At 66.3% G+C, this 17,516-nt stretch carries 20 protein-coding genes and 1 pseudogene; 9 read left to right on the top strand and 12 right to left on the bottom strand.

Translation table 11 applies throughout. The features are described 5' to 3' along the window. The first annotated feature begins 16 nt into the window (after nucleotides 1-16). Nucleotides 17-940, top strand: a complete 924-nt coding sequence (locus ACFJI2_RS12845) for a stomatin-like protein (RefSeq protein WP_107868730.1) — start codon at nucleotides 17-19, stop codon at nucleotides 938-940. 52 nt (nucleotides 941-992) lie between these two features. Here the strand turns inward: ACFJI2_RS12845 and ACFJI2_RS12840 are convergent, their stop codons facing one another. The 3 genes from ACFJI2_RS12840 to ACFJI2_RS12830 all read right to left on the bottom strand — a co-directional run bounded on the left by ACFJI2_RS12840 (nucleotide 993) and on the right by ACFJI2_RS12830 (nucleotide 3,354). Further along, nucleotides 993-1,295 carry a DUF1330 domain-containing protein gene (locus tag ACFJI2_RS12840; protein WP_377705375.1) on the bottom strand — a complete coding sequence of 101 codons (303 nt, stop codon included), beginning with the start codon at nucleotides 1,293-1,295 and terminating at the stop codon, nucleotides 993-995. A gap of 31 nt (nucleotides 1,296-1,326) precedes the next feature. After that, nucleotides 1,327-2,052, bottom strand: a complete 726-nt coding sequence (locus tag ACFJI2_RS12835; protein ID WP_377705374.1) for an SDR family NAD(P)-dependent oxidoreductase — start codon at nucleotides 2,050-2,052, stop codon at nucleotides 1,327-1,329. 84 nt (nucleotides 2,053-2,136) lie between these two features. Further along, the gene (locus tag ACFJI2_RS12830) at nucleotides 2,137-3,354 is read right to left on the bottom strand and encodes an MFS transporter (RefSeq protein ID WP_377705373.1); all 1,218 of its coding nucleotides are present in this window, start codon (nucleotides 3,352-3,354) and stop codon (nucleotides 2,137-2,139) included. Between the two features lie 102 nt (nucleotides 3,355-3,456). Here ACFJI2_RS12830 and ACFJI2_RS12825 point away from each other — a divergent pair, with 102 nt between their 5' ends. The 4 genes from ACFJI2_RS12825 (at nucleotide 3,457) to ACFJI2_RS12810 (ending at nucleotide 6,334) form a co-directional block, all read left to right on the top strand. Beyond that, nucleotides 3,457-4,380: a LysR family transcriptional regulator gene (locus ACFJI2_RS12825; protein ID WP_377705372.1), complete on the top strand. Its 924-nt coding sequence runs from the start codon at nucleotides 3,457-3,459 to the stop codon at nucleotides 4,378-4,380. A gap of 12 nt (nucleotides 4,381-4,392) precedes the next feature. Next, a complete protein-coding gene (locus tag ACFJI2_RS12820; RefSeq protein ID WP_377705371.1) occupies nucleotides 4,393-4,815 on the top strand; it encodes a DUF4259 domain-containing protein in 423 nt (140 codons plus the stop codon). 118 nt (nucleotides 4,816-4,933) lie between these two features. Further along, nucleotides 4,934-5,467: a DUF1993 domain-containing protein gene (locus ACFJI2_RS12815; protein WP_165930341.1), complete on the top strand. Its 534-nt coding sequence runs from the start codon at nucleotides 4,934-4,936 to the stop codon at nucleotides 5,465-5,467. Between the two features lie 24 nt (nucleotides 5,468-5,491). Then, nucleotides 5,492-6,334 carry an NAD-dependent protein deacetylase gene (locus tag ACFJI2_RS12810; RefSeq protein WP_377705370.1) on the top strand — a complete coding sequence of 281 codons (843 nt, stop codon included), beginning with the start codon at nucleotides 5,492-5,494 and terminating at the stop codon, nucleotides 6,332-6,334. A gap of 23 nt (nucleotides 6,335-6,357) precedes the next feature. Here ACFJI2_RS12810 and ACFJI2_RS12805 read toward each other — a convergent pair whose 3' ends face one another. The 3 genes from ACFJI2_RS12805 to smpB all read right to left on the bottom strand — a co-directional run bounded on the left by ACFJI2_RS12805 (nucleotide 6,358) and on the right by smpB (nucleotide 8,187). After that, nucleotides 6,358-6,918, bottom strand: a complete 561-nt coding sequence (locus tag ACFJI2_RS12805) for a FlgO family outer membrane protein (RefSeq protein ID WP_377705369.1) — start codon at nucleotides 6,916-6,918, stop codon at nucleotides 6,358-6,360. Continuing rightward, nucleotides 6,918-7,625, bottom strand: coding sequence for a hypothetical protein (locus ACFJI2_RS12800; protein ID WP_377705368.1), 708 nt, complete (start codon nucleotides 7,623-7,625; stop codon nucleotides 6,918-6,920). Before ACFJI2_RS12800 ends, ACFJI2_RS12805 begins: the two co-directional genes overlap by 1 nt. Before the next feature lie 112 nt (nucleotides 7,626-7,737). Beyond that, nucleotides 7,738-8,187: an SsrA-binding protein SmpB gene (smpB, locus tag ACFJI2_RS12795; protein WP_107868740.1), complete on the bottom strand. Its 450-nt coding sequence runs from the start codon at nucleotides 8,185-8,187 to the stop codon at nucleotides 7,738-7,740. A gap of 92 nt (nucleotides 8,188-8,279) precedes the next feature. On the opposite strand from smpB, the gene ACFJI2_RS12790 reads away from it, so the two are divergent. Genes ACFJI2_RS12790 through ACFJI2_RS12780 form a run of 3 tightly spaced genes read left to right on the top strand, consistent with a single transcriptional unit; the run spans nucleotide 8,280 to nucleotide 9,402 of the window. Continuing rightward, complete coding sequence (locus ACFJI2_RS12790) at nucleotides 8,280-8,714, top strand: type II toxin-antitoxin system RatA family toxin (protein WP_377705367.1); 435 nt, start codon at nucleotides 8,280-8,282, stop codon at nucleotides 8,712-8,714. Beyond that, nucleotides 8,704-8,991 carry an RnfH family protein gene (locus tag ACFJI2_RS12785; protein WP_377705366.1) on the top strand — a complete coding sequence of 96 codons (288 nt, stop codon included), beginning with the start codon at nucleotides 8,704-8,706 and terminating at the stop codon, nucleotides 8,989-8,991. The genes ACFJI2_RS12790 and ACFJI2_RS12785 overlap by 11 nt, the downstream gene beginning before the upstream one ends. Nucleotides 8,992-9,003: 12 nt before the next feature. Continuing rightward, entirely contained in the window at nucleotides 9,004-9,402 is a 399-nt protein-coding gene (locus ACFJI2_RS12780) for a DUF3592 domain-containing protein (RefSeq protein WP_377705365.1), read from the top strand. A gap of 36 nt (nucleotides 9,403-9,438) precedes the next feature. Here ACFJI2_RS12780 and ACFJI2_RS12775 read toward each other — a convergent pair whose 3' ends face one another. Both ACFJI2_RS12775 and ACFJI2_RS12770 read right to left on the bottom strand, forming a co-directional pair. Then, nucleotides 9,439-9,795 (bottom strand): sensor histidine kinase, encoded by a 357-nt coding sequence (locus tag ACFJI2_RS12775; RefSeq protein ID WP_377705364.1) that lies wholly within the window; start codon nucleotides 9,793-9,795, stop codon nucleotides 9,439-9,441. 19 nt (nucleotides 9,796-9,814) lie between these two features. Next, nucleotides 9,815-10,564, bottom strand: a complete 750-nt coding sequence (locus ACFJI2_RS12770) for a hypothetical protein (protein ID WP_377705363.1) — start codon at nucleotides 10,562-10,564, stop codon at nucleotides 9,815-9,817. A 138-nt stretch (nucleotides 10,565-10,702) separates the two neighbouring features. Here ACFJI2_RS12770 and ACFJI2_RS12765 point away from each other — a divergent pair, with 138 nt between their 5' ends. Continuing rightward, nucleotides 10,703-11,398 (top strand): DUF899 family protein, encoded by a 696-nt coding sequence (locus tag ACFJI2_RS12765; RefSeq protein ID WP_377705362.1) that lies wholly within the window; start codon nucleotides 10,703-10,705, stop codon nucleotides 11,396-11,398. A gap of 31 nt (nucleotides 11,399-11,429) precedes the next feature. On the opposite strand, the gene ACFJI2_RS12760 is transcribed toward ACFJI2_RS12765, so the two are convergent. The 4 genes and pseudogenes from ACFJI2_RS12760 to ACFJI2_RS12745 all read right to left on the bottom strand — a co-directional run bounded on the left by ACFJI2_RS12760 (nucleotide 11,430) and on the right by ACFJI2_RS12745 (nucleotide 17,350). After that, a complete protein-coding gene (locus ACFJI2_RS12760) occupies nucleotides 11,430-12,335 on the bottom strand; it encodes a glycoside hydrolase family 3 C-terminal domain-containing protein (protein WP_377705361.1) in 906 nt (301 codons plus the stop codon). Nucleotides 12,336-12,472: 137 nt separating this feature from the next. Beyond that, nucleotides 12,473-13,348, bottom strand: a pseudogene (locus tag ACFJI2_RS12755) (glycoside hydrolase family 3 protein); the annotation flags it as partial. Nucleotides 13,349-13,626: 278 nt separating this feature from the next. Then, a complete protein-coding gene (locus tag ACFJI2_RS12750) occupies nucleotides 13,627-15,981 on the bottom strand; it encodes a GH36-type glycosyl hydrolase domain-containing protein (RefSeq protein WP_377705360.1) in 2,355 nt (784 codons plus the stop codon). A 16-nt stretch (nucleotides 15,982-15,997) separates the two neighbouring features. After that, on the bottom strand, nucleotides 15,998-17,350 hold the full coding sequence (locus ACFJI2_RS12745) for an MFS transporter (protein WP_377705359.1): 1,353 nt from the start codon (nucleotides 17,348-17,350) through the stop codon (nucleotides 15,998-16,000). Nucleotides 17,351-17,516 lie beyond the last annotated feature (166 nt).

Below are 17,516 nucleotides of genomic sequence, written 5' to 3'. Positions count from 1 at the left end.
ACAACTGGAGAACTCAATGGAAATCGGCATAGGCAACGTCAGCTTCGTCATCTTCATCCTGGCGCTGGTATTCGTCTTCAAGACCATCAACGTGGTGCCGCAGCAGCACGCCTGGGTGGTCGAGCGCCTCGGCAAATACCACGCCACCCTGGGGCCGGGCCTGAACATCGTGGTGCCCTTCGTGGACCGCATCGCCTACAAGCACGTGCTCAAGGAAATCCCGCTCGACGTGCCGCCGCAGGTCTGCATCACCAAGGACAACACGCAGCTGCAGGTGGACGGCATCCTGTACTTCCAGATCACGGACGCGATGCGCGCCTCGTACGGCTCCTCCAACTACATCGCCGCCATCACGCAGCTGGCCCAGACCACCTTGCGTTCGGTGATCGGGCGCATGGAGCTGGACAAGACGTTTGAAGAGCGCGAGCACATCAACACCGCCATCGTCAACGCCATCGACGAATCGGCGGCCAACTGGGGCGTGAAAGTGCTGCGCTACGAGATCAAGGACCTGACGCCGCCGACCGAGATCCTGCACGCCATGCAGGCGCAGATCACGGCCGAGCGCAGCAAGCGCGCGCTGATTGCCGCCTCCGAAGGGCGCAAGCAGGAGCAGATCAACATCGCCACCGGCGAGAGGGAAGCATCGATCGCGCGCTCCGAAGGCGAGAAACAGGCTGCCATCAACCGCGCGCAGGGCGAAGCGGCCGCCATCATCGCCATCGCCGACGCCACCGCCGGCGCGCTGCGCGAAGTGGGCGCCGCCATCCAGTCGCCGGGCGGCTCGGACGCGGTCAACCTGAAAGTGGCCGAGAAATACGTCGCCGCCTTCGCCGAGCTGGCCAAGACCAACAACTCCCTGATCGTCCCCGCCAACCTGGGCGACATGAGCGGCCTGATCGCCACCGCCATGCAGGTGGTGAAGACGCAGAAGAGCTGATTGCCGCGCATGCCGGTAGAAGCGCGGAACCGCTCAGCGCGCTGCGCAAGGGTTAGGCGGACTGCGGCAAGCCTTCGATGATGCGGAAGTCGCGTTCGGCGCCGTCGCCCAGCGCTTCCAGCGATGCGGCGTAAGCCGGGCTGGCGTAGGCTGCGCGCGCCGCCTCCACGGAGGGGAACTCGATGACCACCGTCAGCTGCTGCACGCCGGCTTCCTGCACCTCGGGGCGCGTGTTGAACGCCAGCGCGCGTCCGCCGGCGGCTTCGATCGGTGGCCGGGCCAGTTCGGCGTAGGCCTTCACTTTCGCCTGGTCCGAGATGGAGCGGTAGGCGACTATCCAATATCCCTTGTTCATGTTCTCTCCTTGATTGTCTTGACTACCATTTTTACCATTTGCCGACATGGGCGCCGCCGTCCACGCGCAGCACTTCGCCGCTCACTTGGCTGGCCTCCGTCAGATACACCACGGCGCTGGCAATGTCCTCAACGCTGGCGGTGGCATTGTTCGGCGCCAGCGATTTGAGGAAGTCGGCCGGGATGCCGTTGGTCAGCGGGGTGTCGACAATGCCGGGCGCGACCACGTTGACGCGGATGCCTTCGGCTGCGAACTCGGAGGCCAGGCTGCGGGTGACGGCTTCGATGCCGCCCTTGGTGATCATGGGCACGGCGGCGGTGAGCGCGCGGTTCGGACTGCCAACCAGCGTGCTGGAAATGCCGACGATACTGCCGCCGCGCTGCTGCGCCACCATCTGCTTGATGACCAGCTGGCTGATGTACAGGTAGCCTTCCAGGTTGGTGTGGGAGAGTGCGGCGAAGTCTTCCGGCGTGTAGTCGAGGAAGGGCTTGGCGATGAAGATGCCGGCATTGTTCACCAGGCCGTCGATGCCGCCGAACTGTTCGATGGCGGTGGCGGTTACCCTGGCGGCGGTGGCGCCGTCGCCGATGTCGCCGTCCACCAGCGCGAGCTGGGCGGACGACTTGAAGGCTGATTTGCTGACGTTGCGCGAAGTGGCGACCACGTTGTAGCCGCGCTTCAGGAATGCTTCCACGATGCCAGCGCCTATGCCTTGCGATGCGCCGGTAACGATGATGGTTTTGTTCTGTTGCGCCATGTTGAAACTCCTGTGGGTTGTTGGTGAGAAGGACTTTACTTCCAACAGCCCGGCCAATAAAGGCAGCGCCAGGAGCTTCTATTATTACATCGTGTAACGAATATCCCTGGCGGCGCTGCGCACTTCAAGATACTCGGACACCCAGTACAGCAGCGCCAGGCCGGGGAAGGCGGCGCCGGCCAGCAGGGCGGCGTGCCAGCCGTAGCTGGCGTAAATCCAGCCTCCCACCGCCGAGCCCAGCGCGCCGCCGGCGAAGAACAGCGCGAAGTACAGGCCGTTCAGGCGGCTGCGCACCTCGGCGCCCAGGCTGAAGATGGCGCGCTGGCCCAGCACCAGGTTGGCGGCCACGCCCATGTCGAGCACGATGGAGGCGACCGTCAGGATCGCCAGTGCCACGTTGCGCATGGCGGCCGAATCCGGCGCAAACAGCGGCAGCAGGAAGCTCACCATGCCCAGGGCCAGCGCGGCGGCGGTGGCCATCAGCGTGTGGCCGGAGTCCGCCAGCTTGCCTGCGATGGGCGAAGCGATGGCGCCCGCCATGCCGACCAGGGCGAATACGGCGACGCCGGTCTGCGACAGGTGGAAAGCCGGGGTGGACAGCATCATCGGCGTCACGGTCCAGAACAGGCTGAAGGCGCCGAACAGGCCTGCGTGGTAGGCGGCGCGGCGGCGCAGCACCGGCTGGCTCAGGAACAGGTGCCACAGCGACGCCATCAGCTTGCGGTAGGGCACGGGCGAGGCGGGCATGCGTTCCGGCAGCTTGCGGCGCAGCACGGCCGCCAGCACGACGATGGCGACGGCGGCGCCGCCGAACACCACATGCCAGCTGGAGGCGTCCGCCACCAGGCTGGCCACGGGGCGCGCCAGCATGATGCCCATCAACAGGCCGCTGACGACCTTGCCCACGGTCTGGCCGCGCGTGGCCTCCAGCGACAGGTGAGCGGCAAACGGCACCAACACCTGCGCCGCCACCGAGCCGAGGCCGATGGCCAGCGCGGCGGCCAGGAAGGCCCAGGCGCTGGTGCTGCTGGCTGCTGCAGCCAGTGCGACAGCGGTGAACAGCAGCGCGCCGACCACCAGCTTGCGGTTCTCCAGCAGGTCACCCAGCGGCACCACGAAGAGCAGCCCCACCGTGTAGCCCGCCTGCGTGAGCGTGACGATCAGCCCGGCAGCTTCCGGCGACAGGCCAGTAGCGGCGCTGATCGGGCCGACCAGCGTCTGCGCGTAATACAGATTGGCGACGATCAGCCCGCAGGCGATTGCCAGCAGCCAGACCATGCCTTTTGAAATGTCCTTGTTCATATGTGCCTCTCGGAAAGGGTATGCGATGAGCCCATTCTAGAGAGAAGCCATAGGAAGATAATTGGGGCATAATCCTCATACACTTTTCACTAAAGATGAACAATGGACCGTCTCAAAGCCATGCAAACCTTCGTCCGCATCGTGGAAGCGAACAGCTTCACGAAAGCGGCCGAGACGCTGAACCTGCCGCGCGCGGCGCTGACGGCCACCCTGCAGAACCTGGAGGCCTTCCTTGGCACCACGCTGCTCCAGCGCACCACGCGCCGCCTGTCGCTCACGCCGGACGGGGCGGACTACTTCCGCCAGTGCGTGGAGATCCTGGGCGCGGTGGAAGCGGCGGAAGCGGGCTTTCGCGGCGCCAGCGCGGGCAAGCCCAAGGGCAAGTTGCGCATCGACCTGCCCGGCACGCTCGGCCGCCGCCTGGTACTGCCGCGCATAGCCGAATTCACCGCCGCTTACCCCGACGTGGAGCTTGTGCTCAGCCTGAGCGACCGCATCGTGGACGTGGTGCAGGAGGGCATAGACTGCGCGCTGCGGGTCGGCCAGCTGCAGGACTCGTCGCTGGTGGGGCGGCAGATCGGCAGCATGCGCTTTCTCACCTGCGCCGCGCCCGCCTACCTGGAACGCCACGGCGTGCCGCAAACATTGGACGATCTGCGTGCGCACCGCGGCGTGATCCACTTCTCGGGCCGCACCGGCCGGGCGTTCGACTGGGACTTCCTGGTGGAGGGCAAGGTGGCCAAGGTGAACATGGCGGGCGCCATCTCCGTCAACGACGCCGACGCCTACCTGAGCTGCGCCCTGCAGGGTCTCGGCCTGGCGCAGGTCGGCGCCTACCAGGCGCGGCCGCACCTGCACGCGGGCGAACTGGTGGAGGTACTGCCCGCGTGGCCGCCCACGCCGATGCCGATTTCGCTGCTGTACCCGCAGGGCCGCATGGCCGCGCCCAAGCTGCGCGTGTTCGCCGAGTGGCTGGCCGGCGTGTTCCAGCAGGAGCCGGATTGCCGTATCATCTCGTCAAATTAACAAAGGAATCATATGGGCACTTGGTCAACCTCGGCATTCGGCAACGACTTCGCGCTGGATTGGGCGCAGGATCTGCAGGAATCCAAAGACTTGTTCTTCATCGAGGACACGCTGAACAACGTGCTGTCGCCGGACAGCGCGGACTACCTGGAGGCGCCGTTCGCAGCCGAAGGGCTGGCCGCCATCGAGGTGCTGGCACGCCTGTACGGCAAGCCGGGCGAGGACGACGAGAACACGGAGGACGTCGATGCCTGGGTGGAGGAGGTCAGCAAAAAGGCATCGAAGCGGCGCACCGACCTGATCGAGAAGTCCCAGCGCGCCATCGAGCACATCCTGTCGGAGCGCTCCGAGCTGCGCGAGCTGTGGCAGGACAGCGAGCACTACGCGGACTGGCGTGCTTCGGTGGAAGCGCTGAAGGCGCGCATCGGCGCTTGAGCGGCCGGCGTGTGTATCGATCGATAACACGGTAAAACGACGCCCGCGCGTGGATTCATTGCTATTGCCGCTGGACAATGGCAGAGTGTAGCTTGTCGTCAATAAAACAGAGATTATTGTGGGGACCACGCTCTACACGGCCAGCGTGCCGGTGTTCATTCATTATTTGCAGCAGCTGCACGCCACCCTGCGCGTGGCGGAGAACCATGAGCGGCGCACGGGCAGGCCGCTGGTACGCGCCGCCCTGGCCGAAGGCATGTTCCCGTTTGCCCAGCAAGTGACGACTGCGTGCAGCTTCGCCGTGCGCGCCTGCTGCCCGCTGCTGGCGGCGGACCTGCCGGTGCTGGCCGGCGGCGACCAGGACTGGGACCAGCTGCGCGCCCGCATCGCGGCGACGGTGGACTTTCTCGAGGAAGTGCCGGAGGAGCGCATCGACGCGGCGGAGAACATGCAGGTGGTGACCACCGCCGGCCTGGTGTCGCCGGTGTTCTCGGGGCGCGACTACGTGGTGTCCTACGCGCTGCCCAACTTCTTCTTCCACCTCGTCACCGCCCACGCCATCCTGCGCAACCACGGCGTACCCGTGGGCAAAGAGGATTTCGACGGCTACCACCAGTACCAGGCAGGCTTCAGCTTCCCGCAGGCGAAGTAAGTCGCTTTCGGTTAGCATGGCGGCATGCAGATCTTTTCCGAATACGAAGCAGACGCCGGCGCCGCAGCGCTGGGCGCCTTCCTGGCGCATCACCGCAAGGTGCTGGTGCTCACCGGCGCCGGCCTGAGCACCGCTTCCGGCATTCCCGACTACCGCGACAAGGACGGCGTGCGGCGCGGCCGCCCTCCCGTGCAAGGACCGGAGTTCCGCCGCTCGGACGCCGTGCGCCGCCGCTACTGGGCGCGCAGCATGGTGGGCTACCCCACGCTGGCGCAGGCCGCGCCGAACGACGGCCATCGCGCGCTGGCGGCGCTGGAGCAGGGCGGCAGGGTGGGCACGGTCATCACGCAGAACGTGGATGGCTTGCACCAGCGCGCCGGCAGCCGCAAGTTGATCGAGCTGCACGGGAATATCCATGGCGTGGTGTGCCTGGAGTGCCGCGCGCAATACGACCGCGCGGCCATTCAGCAGCAGCTGCTGCGCGATAACCCGCAGCTAGCCGACAGCGACGCCCAGCCGCTGCCCGACGGCGACGCGCAACTGGAGCCGGAAGCGCTTGAGCACTTCCATGTGCCGCACTGCGCACTGTGCGCAGGCGTGCTGCAGCCCGATGTGGTGTTTTTCGGCGATACCATCCCCAAGCCGCGCACCGAGGCTGCCCTGCAAGCCATGGCGGATGCCGATGCACTGCTGGTGGTGGGCTCGTCGCTGATGGTGTTTTCGGGCTACCGCTTCTGCAAGCTGGCTGCGGAAACCGGCAAGCCGATTGCGGCCATCAATGCAGGCGTGACGCGGGCGGACCATCTGCTGGCGCTGAAGGTCGCGGCGTCGGCGGAGCGGGTCCTGCCGTTGCTGGCGGGCCGCTAGCGGACCCGCCGCCGAATTGGCGCTTAGTGCTGCATCAGCATCGAGCGGACGATGCCTTCCTTGGCCAGCGCGTAGTCGTGGGCGGCCAGCACGAAGTTGGTTGAAGGCTGGATGACTTTCACGTTGACGAACACCATGTCGCTGGTTTCGGCATAGGAGCCTACCACCACCGCCTGCGCATTGTGGGTCTGCGCCACCTGGCCGATTTCGCGCGTGAGCATCAGTTCGCCCTGGCCTCGCTTCAGGTAGACATTGTTACGCAGCTTCATCTCCACCATGTTCAGGTTCCCCTGCGACATGCGGGTGGAAATCTGTTCGGACACCAGGCGCCCCAGCGTGGTGGTCTGCTCCAGCGCGTCGATATTGACCACGGTGGCCATGATCAGCGGCTTGTCCGCCAGCAGTTTGCCGTTCAGCTGCGACAGCAGCGCGTCCGCCGCCTTGTAGTTGGAGGCGATGAACTGGTTGGACGACACGGTGGCGTAGTTGGTTTCTTCCTTGGGCGGGGTGCTGGAGCAGGCGCCCAGCAGCAGCGGCAGGGCGGTGGCGAGCGCCAGGGCGCTCAGCGGCGCGAGTTTGCGCATTATCGGTCACCCTTTACTTGGTACGTTTTCATCAATTTCGCTTCCACCGGCACGTCCGGCGGGATGCCGTACAGCGAGCGGTCGCCGTCGGCCACGTAATAGGCCGTGCTGTTGCGGGCGTAGTAGCGGTACTGGTCGGAGACGGACACCGTCACCAGCAGCTCGGTCTGCGGCGTGGCGCCGGCGGTAAACTTGGCATGCTGGTACTGGTAGGCGTCGAAGGCGGCCACGCCGGCCAGTACGCCCACCACGGGTTCCACGGCGGTCAGGGCCAGCACGCCGGCGGTGATGGCGGTCGGTTCGCCCGGATAGCGGAACTGCGAGCGGCCCGGCGAGAAGGTGTAGGCCTGCACGTCGATGTCCACCTTCAGCGAGCCGGCCGGGGTGCGCGAGACGACATGGCCGTCGCGCACCAGCGCGGACACCAGCTGCGCGGCCAGCGCGCGCTGGAACGGCGAGGCCTGCGGCGGCGGTTCGGCGATGTAGAAGGGGCGCGGCGGGCTCTTTTTCAGGTCGGCCGCCAGGCTTTTTTCTATGTGCTTGGCGATGGCGCCCCAGTGCGCCGCAGCCTGCAGCGTGTACTGGTTCGACGTGGGGAAGTTGCTGGCGACGGGCGCCGGGCTGTATGGCGTCTGGGGTATTTGCTGTCCCGCGCAGCCGGCCAGCACTGCGCCGGAAATCAAGATCGCTGCGGTTTTCGTCACCATGGGTCTTCCTCGCCGTTGTTAAAGAGTCTTGCCACGGCAGTTTACCATGGCAGTTTCTAGATAGAAACTAGATAGACGCGTGGACGGGAGGAAGTGGCGCCGGCGTGGCACATTAACGACGGTGCTGTTTCATGGCGGAAGCCACTTCGCGCGAGGCGTCGCGGTCCTTTTCGGTGGCGCGCTTGTCGTGCTGCTTCTTGCCCTTGGCCAGGCCGATCTCGCATTTCACGCGGCCGCCCTTGTAGTGCAGGTTGAGCGGCACCAGCGTGTAGCCGGAGCGCGTGGCCTTGCCGATCAGCTTGTCGATCTCGTTACGGTGCAGCAGCAGCTTGCGGGTGCGCACGGCTTCCGGGCTGATGTGGGTGGACGCGGTGGGCAGGGCGCTGATGTGGGCGCCGAACAGGTACAGCTCGTCGCCTTTGATGGTGACGTAGGCTTCCTTGATCTGCACGCGCGCGTCGCGGATTGCCTTCACTTCCCAGCCTTCGAGCACCAGGCCCGCTTCATAGCGGTCCTCGATGAAGAAATCGTGAAAGGCTTTTTTGTTATCGGCAATAGTCATGGGTGGTGGGTAAAACAGTGCGGGTCGGTTAAACTACGGTTTCGCCGCGCGCGGAGCGCGGATAAACCAACATCATAGCAAACGGTAACACAATGGCAGTAGTGCACAAGTCGGTTATCCTGGGCTACAGCGCGGAACAGATGTTCGAGCTGGTGGCCAAGGTCGAAGATTATCCCAAATTTCTGCCATGGTGTGGCGGCGTCGAGGTGCGCGAGCGCGGCGTAAACACAGTGGTGGCCAGCCTGGCCATCCATTATCACGGCATCCACCAGAGTTTTACCACGTCCAACGAGAACACGCCGCCGCACAGCATGAAGATGAAGCTGGTGGACGGCCCTTTCAAGACCCTGGACGGCACCTGGACCTTCAAGCCGCTGCGCGAGGACGCCTGCAAGGTCGAACTGGACCTGCACTACGAATTCTCCAGCCGCCTGCTGGAACAGGTGGTGGGGCCGGTGTTCGGCATCATCGCCAACAGCATGGTCGATTCCTTCTGCAAGCGGGCTGACACGGTCTATGGCGGCTGAACAGATCAACATCCAGGTGTGCTACGCCACCGACACGCTGCAGTTCCTGCGCGAGCTGCGGCTGGAGGCGGGCGCCACCATCCAGCAGGCGCTGGACGTGAGCGGCCTGGCGCTGGAAGTGCCGGGCATCGACCTGGCCAATATGGCGGTCGGCATCTACGGCAAGAAGAAGCCGCTGGACACCGTGCTGCGCGAGCACGACAGGGTGGAAGTGTACCGCCCGCTGATCGCCGATCCGAAGAACGCGCGCCGCCGGCGCGTGCGCAAGCCCGAATAGCGCGGCGCGGGCATGCGGCTGGCCGTCCTGCTCTTTTTGCTGCCGCTGCTGCTGGCCGGGACCGCCTTGTGCGTGTTCAGGGTCTGGTTCAAGCTGTGCTGCGTGCGCACCGAAGGCACTGTGGTGGGAACGGAAGCAAGGCCGTGGAAGAGCACTGATCCGGACAACGAGGGCATCCACTATCACAGCATGATCGAATTCCAGGCCGGCGCCGGCACCCACCGCTTCCTGAGCCACTGGCAGCATAACGAGCCGCAGCCTGCCGGCTTGCAGGTCCAGGTGGAGTACCGCGCCGCGCGTCCGGAGATGGCGCAGGAAAATGGCGGCTGGCTGCTGACCATCCTGGCGCTGCTGATGGGCGCCTGCATGGCCTACTTCGCCGCCCGCGTGCTCGCGGACTTGCTGCGCTAGGCCACGTTAGCTTGCGCCAGCCTGCGCCGGGCTGCCTCAGCGCGGGATGCGCACCGTGAAGACGGTGCCGCGCTCCGCGTCCGACTCCACTTCCAGCGTGCCGCCGTGGCCGGCCGTGATTTCGCGCGCGATAAACAGCCCCAGGCCGATGCTGCGCGGCGAGCGGCCGTTGCCGCCGTCGTCGCTGGGCAGGCGCACCAGCGGGTCGAAGATGGCCTGGCGGGCCTCCGGCGGAATCAGCCGGCCGTAGTTCTGCACCGTGACGGTGACGGCATCGGCGCCGCCGGTCGCCGTCATGATGACCGGGGCGCGCTCGTCGCGGTACTGCGCGGCGTTGTTCAGCAGGTTGGACAGCACTTGCTGCATGCGGTGGCGGTCCAGCAGCGCATGCAAATCGCCCGAAGCGCTAAATTCAAACGGACAGGCTGGATGGACGGCGCGCGCATTTTCCAGCGCCGGCTGGCAGATCTCGGCCAAATCCATCTTCTCGGCGGCAATCGGGATTTCGCCGTCGAGCTGCGCGCGCGCGTATTCCAGCAGGTCGTTGATCATCGACGTCATCGAGGGCCACGCTGCGCTGCACTTTCCTGCCCACTTCGCGGCTCCTGTCCTGGTCCAGTGCGGAGGTGATCATGTACGAGGCGGCCAGCGAGATGGTGGCCAGCGGGCTGCGCAAATCGTGGCCGAGGATGGCCAGGAAGGTGTCGCGCGCCGCTGCCGCGCGCCTGGAGTAGGTCACCACGGATTCGGCCAGCGCCTGGTCGATCGCCTCGTTGAAGCGCACCATGTCGCTGGCGGTGGTGTCCGTGACGGCCGACAGGTTCGGCAGCCAGAGCCGCAGCACGGTGGCGCGCAAGGCGCGGAATTCGGCGGTCAGCTGGATCAGCGAGTAGCCGCTTAGCTGGCGCAGTGTGCCGTGCGTGGCGGCTGCGCTTTCCTGTCCGGCCGGCTCCGGCGCGAGCCCGCGCGATTTTTCCTGCTGCTGGCGCGGCGTCTGGGCGGTTTTGATTTCGGCGGCGATGGCGGTCAGGATGAGTTTCGCGTGGTCGCGCAGCGCCAGGGAAGTCATGTGGTTGGCCGATGGCCCCTGGGTGCGGGCAAACGCTTCCCATTCAACCAGGATGCTCTCGAGGTGCTGCGTAATGAACTGGGAGAGGCGCATGACAGGGGCTCAGGTGTTGATGAAAGGGAATTCGCTTGCTGCAAATTCATCATAACCCATATGTGTGAGACGGCGCACCGTCAAGTGGTCCAGTGGCGGGTAGCGTGGGACGATCTGCAACTTTGCCGGGAGCTTGTCATGAATCAGCTCAAACCCGCCACCGAACTTGCCGCCGCCGCGAGCAAGCCCTATCCGAACGACAGCGAAGCGTACCGCGCCGCGCGCACGGCGCTGCTGGCCGAGGAGATTGAACTGCGCCGCCATATCGAGCGCGTGGCCGAGCAGCGGCGCGCCTTGCCCTTGGGCGGCGAGGCGCGCGGCTACCAGTTCAAGGATGAAAATGGCGCCACCGTGCCGCTGGCCGCGCTGTTCGGCAAGCATGACACGCTGGTGACGTACTTCTGGATGTATGGGCCGCAGCGCGAGCGTCCGTGCCCGATGTGCACGGCTTTCCTCGGCGCGCTGGACATTCCGGCGCGCGACATTACGCAGAAGGTGGCGCTGGCGGTGCTGGGGCGCTCGCCGGTGGAGCGCCAGCTGGCTTTCGCGAGGGAGCGCGGCTGGCGCAACCTGAAGTTCTACGCCACTGTCGGCGACGATTTCGCGCGCGACTATCGCGGCCTGGCGCCGGACGGCAGCGAATGGCCGGCGCTGGATGTGTGGGTGAAGAGGGATGGCAAGGTGCATCACTTCTGGGGCGCCGAGATGGGCGGCACGCAGGACCCCGGCCAGGACCCGCGCCTGGCGCCCGATCCCACGCCGCTGTGGAACATCCTGGACCTCACGCCGGCGGGACGGCCCGGCGACTGGTATCCGGAGCTGGAATACCGCTGATCCGCCGCCGCGGCGGCGGCCGCGCCCGCCGCTAGCGAGTGGACCGATCGCGGCCCCGGACGTCCAGCGTGCGCGCGGGCAGGCGCACGTGGACGGCGGCGGCGGGCGCATCGGAGGCGCCCGCCAGCGTGACGAGGTAGTCGCCCTCTGCAATGCGCCAGGTCTTGCTGGCGCTGTCGTACACGCCCAGCAGGCGCGGATCGACCGTCACCGTGGCGCTGGCGCTGGCGCCCGGCTGCAACGCGAGTTTGTCCCATCCGCCAAGGCGCTGGGGCGCTTCCCAGCCGCCCGCGACCGGCGCCACGTACACTTGCGGCACGGCCTTGCCTGCGCGCCTGCCCGTGTTGCGCACGGTGAAGCTGACCGACAGCGCGCCGTCCTTCACCCGCGCCGACAGGCCGCCGTAGGCGAAGCTGGTATAGGACAGGCCGTGGCCGAACGCGAACAGCGGCTTGCGGCCCGTGAGGTCGTGCCATTTGTAGCCGACCGCCGCGCCTTCGATGTTGTAGTCGGCGCGCTGCTGGTCGGCCTCGATGGCGGGACGCGGCAGCTGGGCTTCGGAGGCAGGGAAGGTAGCGGGCAAGCGGCCGGAGGGATTCACCTCGCCGCTCAGCACGCGTGCGATCGCCGTGCCGCCGCGCGTGCCGGGATACCAGGCTTGCAGCACCGCGCCCACGCTGTCCAGCCAGGGCATGGCGACCGGCCCGCCGGTTTCCAGCACCACCACCGTGCGCGGATTGGCGCGCGCCACGGCGGCGATCAGCTCGTCCTGGCCGTTCGGCAGGGACAGCGACGGCGCATCCACGCTTTCGGCGGTCCACTGGGTGGCAAAAACGATGGCCACGTCGCTGGCGGCCGCCAGCGTGGCGGCGGCAGCGATATCCTTGCCGTCCAGGTAAGCCAGGCGCGCCTTGCTGCGCGCGGCCAGCGCCTGCATGGGCGACGACGGGTGATAGACCATCGGCCCGGGAAATGCGCCGGGCCTTCGTTCGGCACCGCCATGCCGCCGTGCGGGTGCACCTGCGACGAGCCGCCGCCCGACAGCACGCCCTTGTCCGCGTGCCCGCCGATGATGGCGATGGAGCGCGTGCCGGCCGCAAGCGGCAGCAGCGCGCCGCTGTTCTTCAGCAGGACCATGGCTTCCTCGCTGGCGGCCTGGGTTATCGCCGCGTGCGCGTCGAAGTCGATGCCCCCGACCGGTGTGGTCGGCACAGGGTCGTCCATCACGCCGTGCTGGAACATGGCGCGCACGATGCGGTGCGCCATGTCGTCCAGCCGCGCCGCCGGCACGTGGCGGTTGCTCACCGCTTCGCCCAGCGCGTCGCCGAAGTAGGCGGATTGGTCGAAAGGCCAGCCGGATTGCTGGTCCAGCCCGGCGTTGGCGGCTGGGATCGTGGAGTGCGTGGCGCCCCAGTCCGACATCACGTAGCCCTTGTAGCCCCAGTCCTGCTTCAGCACTTCGTTCAGCAGGTAGGGGCTTTCGCAGGCGTACACGCTGTTCACGCGGTTATAAGCGCACATGACCGAACCGGGATCGCCGCGCTCGATGGCGATCTGGAAGGCCAGCAGGTCGGACATGCGCGCCGCCGCGTCGCCCAGCTCCGAACTCACGGTGAAGCGGTTGGTTTCCTGGCCGTTGTAGGCGAAGTGCTTGGCCGTGGCGATGATGTGGTTGGACTGGATGCCGCGTATCTGCTCGCCCGCCATCACGCCTGCCAGCAGCGGATCGTCGCCGGCGTACTCAAAGTTGCGGCCGTTGCGCGGGTCGCGCATCAGGTTCACGCCGCCGGCCAGCATCACGTTGTAGCCGGACAGGCGGGCTTCCTTGCCTATCATGGCGCCGGCGGCATAGGCCAGCGCGGGGTTCCAGGTGGCGGCGGTGGCCAGGCCGGAGGGCAGAGACGTGCGCTCATATGGCTGGGTGGAGCTGCTTTGCGTGGCCACGCCCATGCCGGCGTCGGCCTGCCACTGCGGCGGCACGCCGACGCGCGGCACGCCCGGCACGTAGCCGGCCGAATCGCGCCGCGCTTCCTTGGGCGCGATGTGGTTCTTTTTCGGGAAGTCGGTGGCGAAGTAGCCGAAGACGAGCTGCAGCTTTTCCTGCTGCGTCATCGCCGCCACCATGCGCGCGGCGCGCTCGTCGGCGCCGGGCGCGGCCTGCACGGGGCAGGCCAGCGCCAGGGCCGCCGTCAGCATCCCGGCAGTGGAACGTGTCGCGCGCCGGGCCTTCATGCCGGAACGAACACGCTGAGGTGGTAGGTGGCGCCCGGCGCGATGTCCTTGATGTGCGCGGAAGGCAGGAACTGCCCGGCGTGCATCACCATGACCTCTTTCACGTCGGTGCGGCGGATGTTGAGCACGAACTTCGCGCCCCGGAACAGACGCGTCACCTTGATGCCGTCCCAGCCCGCCGGCAGCTGCGGGTTGATGCGCAAGCCTTCGGCGTCGCCCTGCAGGCCGCACAGGCCCTCGATGAAGCAGCGGTAAGCCCAGGACACGGTGCCCGTGTTGAACAACTGGCTGGAACGGCCCGCCTGCTTCGGATACTGGTGGTAGGCGCCACGGTAGTAATTGGGGATGAACACCGGCAGCTGGCCGCGCTGCAGGTAGTCCGCTTCGCTCGGGCCGGGTATCATCTGGCGCAGCAGCTTGTAGGCGCGGTCCTTCTCGCCCACGGTGTACAGGCTGTAAATATAGAACACGGACGCGTGGTTGTACACGGCGCCGTTCTCGGCCGAGCCGGGGTGCTTCTGCGTGACCCGGCCGACGTCCTCACGCATGGCGCTGAAGGGCGGCGCGAACATGGCCACGCCGTACGGGGTGCCGAGCTGCTCGTCCACCTGCACCAGCATCTTCGCGCGCTGCTCGGCGCTGGCGGCGCCGCCGAGGATGGACCACGCTTGCGGATTGAGCCAGATGCGGCCTTCCTTGTCCTTCTTCGTGCCGAAGGTGACGCCGTCGTCCGTGATGCCGCGCGAGAACCAGTCGCCATCCCAGAAGTGCGTGTTGGCGGCGGCGTTCACCGCGGCGGCGCCGGCGCGGTAATGCTCCGCGCGGTCATCGCGGCCGGTTTGGGCGCACATGTCCGCCCACAGGTTCAATGCGTAGGCGGTGGCGACGGTCAGCCAGCCCGAAACGCCTTTGCCCTTGTAGCCCACCATATTCATCGGATCGCACCAGTCGCCCTGGGCGATGAAGCTCAGGCCGCGCTCGTCGCGCGCTTCCAGCAGCCAGTCCATGGCGCGCGAGATGCGCTCGAACACGGTCTGCCGCATACCGTCCTCGCCGCGCACTGTCTCGCGCAGCAGGGCGTAGTCGGCGGTTTCGTCCAGGTAGGTCTTCAGGCAAACCGGCAGCCACACGCAGTGGTCGGTGTGCGGCACCTGATTGATGTACTTCAGTTCCGCGCCTTCCACCAGCAGTATTCCGTCCGGCATGGCGCCGTTGGCTTCCTGCTGCGACAGCGCGTGCAGGAAGGCCGCGCGCGTCACCTGGGGCTTGATGAAGCTCATGCCCATATTGTCCTGCAGGTAGTTGCGCGTCTGCGGATCGGTGGTCAGGCGGTTCACGTCGCCGTGATAATAGACCTGGCGCGGCAGCCAGTTGTTGACGAAATTATCCAGCTCCGCGTCCGGCGTCTCGATTTGCAGCACGCCGCGGCCTTGCTCGATGTACCAGGCGTAGTCGCGCTTGGCTTCGGCGAAGCCGGCCTGGCTCAGGTACTTGCTGCGCATGGCGCGGATTTCCGCGTCGTCGAAGGCCGGGCCGAAGATGAAGCGCAGTTCGCGTTCCGCATTGCCGTCCAGCGTCAGGCGGTATTGCACGGCGGCGGTCGGCGTTTCATAGCGCGCGTCGCTGCGCTCCAGTTCTTCGCGCTGCACGCCGGACGGCGCGTGCAGGCCGCCTTCGCCCTCGAACGCCTGCTGCATGGTTTCCCACGAATCCGGCGGCGTCTCGCACAGGAAGTAGGTGCGGTCCTTGAAAAACTTGTTCTTGAAATAGTCCGCCACTTTTTGATAAGGCGTGACGCAGCTGGCCACCACGCCGCCCAGGTCCAGGCGGTATTCGGCGGACTGGTTCATCCACGACATATAGCCGATCGGGAAATAGGGGTAGACGCTGATCTTGCGCTGGCGGCCGGACAGGTTCACCACCTTGACCGACCACAGTTCCACCACGTCCTGCGTCGGCAGGCTCAAGGTCAGTTCGACGCGGATGCCGAGGTGCTCGACGGTCCACTCGATGTCGCTCTTGCCGACCGAGAAGCGGAAGCTGTCCACCGGCGCGCGCACCGGCTCGTAGGGCGCCGAGAACACCTCGCCGGTTTCCTCGTCCTTGATATAGACGAAGCGGCCCGGATGGTGGGCGTAGTAGTTCTGCTCCGGCTGCATGAAGGTCTTGGCCTCCAGGTTGGGCGCGTAGGCGTACTTGGCGGGTTCCGGCTGCATGAACTGCGCGGTGGCGTAGCCGCGGCAGGTCACTTGTATCATCATTTTCTGGTTCCACAGGAAGCCGCCGGCTTTCGGCATGGCCGTTGGGCTGGTCAGTTCGTAGCGGTCGCCATCGTGGGTAGGGCGTAGCATGGGTATCTCCGGGATTTCAGGTGGCCTTGCGGGCGGCCAGTTCGGACTGGATTTGCGCCAGTTTTTGTTTATCGAGGTTATAGAAGAGCATCACGGCCACGGCCAGCGCGGCGAAGAAGGCCGGGATCAGCGACATCAGCCACACGATGCCCGCCTGCGAGCCGGTGGTCTGCGCCGCGTTCGGCACATAGCCGAGCGCCGTGAACAGGGAGCCGATGACCGCCACCGCCAGCGCCGTGCCCAGCTTCTGCGAGAAGGTGGCGGCGGCGAAGGTCATGGCGGTGGCGCGGCGGCCGGTGCGCCATTCGTTGTAGTCGGCGGTGTCCGCATACATCGAGAACGCCAGCGGGGACTTGGGGCCGAGCACGAAGCCGAGCGCGATCTGCAGCGCGAACATCAGCCAGACCTGGTCCTTGCCGATGAAGAAGAAGGCGCTGGACAGCACGGTGGTGCAGCTCATGAGGATGATGAGCAGCTTCTTCTTGTCCACGTGGCGCGTCATCAGCGGCGTGAGCGAGGCGCCCGCCGCTGCGGCGATCATGTAGGCCGGCACAAAGCTGGCCATCAGCTCCGGGCGGCCGACGTAGTACTTGAAGTAGTACACCGCCGTGGAGGTGCGCAGCGTGATGGTGATCATGATGATCAGCGCCAGGAAGAACAGGACCAGCCAGGGGCCGTTGCGGCTCAAGTCCTTAATGTCCTGCGCCACGTTGCTCTGTTGCGTGGCGGCGGGCGCGATGCGCTCGCGCGTGTTGAAGAAGGTGAGCGCGAACAGCGCGGAGGCGGCGATGCCCCAGGCCAGCATGGTCAGCTGCCAGCCCTGCTTGTCGTCGCCGCCGCCCAGCAGGCGCACCATGAAGGGCGTGGCGGCGGTGACCAGCGTGCTGCCGGCAAAGGCGAAGATGAAGCGCAGGCCGTTGATGGTGGAGCGCTCCTGCGGGTCGCCGGACATGACGCCGGAAAGCGCGTTGTAGGGGATGTTGATGCCGGTGTAGCACACCATCATCAGCAGGTAGGTGCCGTAGGCCCAGGCGATTTTGCCGTCGTGGTCCAGGTCCGGCGTGGTGTAGGTGAGTACGGCGGCGGCGCCCAGCGGCAGCGCCATCCACACCAGGTAGGGGCGGAATTTGCCGAAGCGCGTGGTGGTGCGGTCGGCCAGCGCGCCGATCAGCGGGTCGGTGAAGGCGTTGACGATCTTGATCATGAACAGCATGGAGGCCGCAGCGGCGGCCGATATGCCGAAGACGTCGGTATAGAAGAACAGCAGGAAAGTGGCGATATTGGTCCAATAGAAATTGAAGCCCATATCGGCAATGCCGTAGCTGAATTTCTCGCGCCACGACAAGGGAGTGTTGAGTACTGCAGCCACGGATTGCTTTCGGTGAGGGGAGGCGGACAGTTTAATGTATCGGCGGAGCGGCGGCTTACGCTAGCGCTAAGCCGCCCTACGGTGCATGGCCCATGGTCCATGGTCCACGGCATCACGGATGCCGGGGCACGTCGTAGGGCGGGTTAGCTCAGCGTAACCCGCCGTT

The sequence above is a fragment of the Pseudoduganella sp. UC29_71 genome, from assembly GCF_042693265.1.
Lineage (GTDB): Bacteria > Pseudomonadota > Gammaproteobacteria > Burkholderiales > Burkholderiaceae_D > Rugamonas.
Note: the sequence above shows the minus strand (reverse complement) of the source record. Positions and strands in the feature narration are given on the sequence as shown.

Excerpts from the sequence above, each read along its gene's own strand:
- ACFJI2_RS12825 (WP_377705372.1), top strand. The coding sequence starts at position 3,457 with ATGGACCGTCTCAAAGCCATGCAAACCTTCGTCCGCATCGTGGAAGCG.
- ACFJI2_RS12845 (WP_107868730.1), top strand. The coding sequence starts at position 17 with ATGGAAATCGGCATAGGCAACGTCAGCTTCGTCATCTTCATCCTGGCG.
- ACFJI2_RS12840 (WP_377705375.1), bottom strand. The coding sequence starts at position 1,295 with ATGAACAAGGGATATTGGATAGTCGCCTACCGCTCCATCTCGGACCAG.
- ACFJI2_RS12810 (WP_377705370.1), top strand. The coding sequence starts at position 5,492 with ATGCAGATCTTTTCCGAATACGAAGCAGACGCCGGCGCCGCAGCGCTG.
- ACFJI2_RS12805 (WP_377705369.1), bottom strand. The coding sequence starts at position 6,918 with ATGCGCAAACTCGCGCCGCTGAGCGCCCTGGCGCTCGCCACCGCCCTG.
- ACFJI2_RS12750 (WP_377705360.1), bottom strand. The coding sequence starts at position 15,981 with ATGCTACGCCCTACCCACGATGGCGACCGCTACGAACTGACCAGCCCA.
- ACFJI2_RS12780 (WP_377705365.1), top strand. The coding sequence starts at position 9,004 with ATGCGGCTGGCCGTCCTGCTCTTTTTGCTGCCGCTGCTGCTGGCCGGG.
- smpB (WP_107868740.1), bottom strand. The coding sequence starts at position 8,187 with ATGACTATTGCCGATAACAAAAAAGCCTTTCACGATTTCTTCATCGAG.
- ACFJI2_RS12785 (WP_377705366.1), top strand. The coding sequence starts at position 8,704 with ATGGCGGCTGAACAGATCAACATCCAGGTGTGCTACGCCACCGACACG.
- ACFJI2_RS12820 (WP_377705371.1), top strand. The coding sequence starts at position 4,393 with ATGGGCACTTGGTCAACCTCGGCATTCGGCAACGACTTCGCGCTGGAT.
- ACFJI2_RS12800 (WP_377705368.1), bottom strand. The coding sequence starts at position 7,625 with ATGGTGACGAAAACCGCAGCGATCTTGATTTCCGGCGCAGTGCTGGCC.
- ACFJI2_RS12760 (WP_377705361.1), bottom strand. The coding sequence starts at position 12,335 with ATGCAGGCGCTGGCCGCGCGCAGCAAGGCGCGCCTGGCTTACCTGGAC.
- ACFJI2_RS12770 (WP_377705363.1), bottom strand. The coding sequence starts at position 10,564 with ATGCGCCTCTCCCAGTTCATTACGCAGCACCTCGAGAGCATCCTGGTT.
- ACFJI2_RS12835 (WP_377705374.1), bottom strand. The coding sequence starts at position 2,052 with ATGGCGCAACAGAACAAAACCATCATCGTTACCGGCGCATCGCAAGGC.
- ACFJI2_RS12790 (WP_377705367.1), top strand. The coding sequence starts at position 8,280 with ATGGCAGTAGTGCACAAGTCGGTTATCCTGGGCTACAGCGCGGAACAG.
- ACFJI2_RS12765 (WP_377705362.1), top strand. The coding sequence starts at position 10,703 with ATGAATCAGCTCAAACCCGCCACCGAACTTGCCGCCGCCGCGAGCAAG.
- ACFJI2_RS12830 (WP_377705373.1), bottom strand. The coding sequence starts at position 3,354 with ATGAACAAGGACATTTCAAAAGGCATGGTCTGGCTGCTGGCAATCGCC.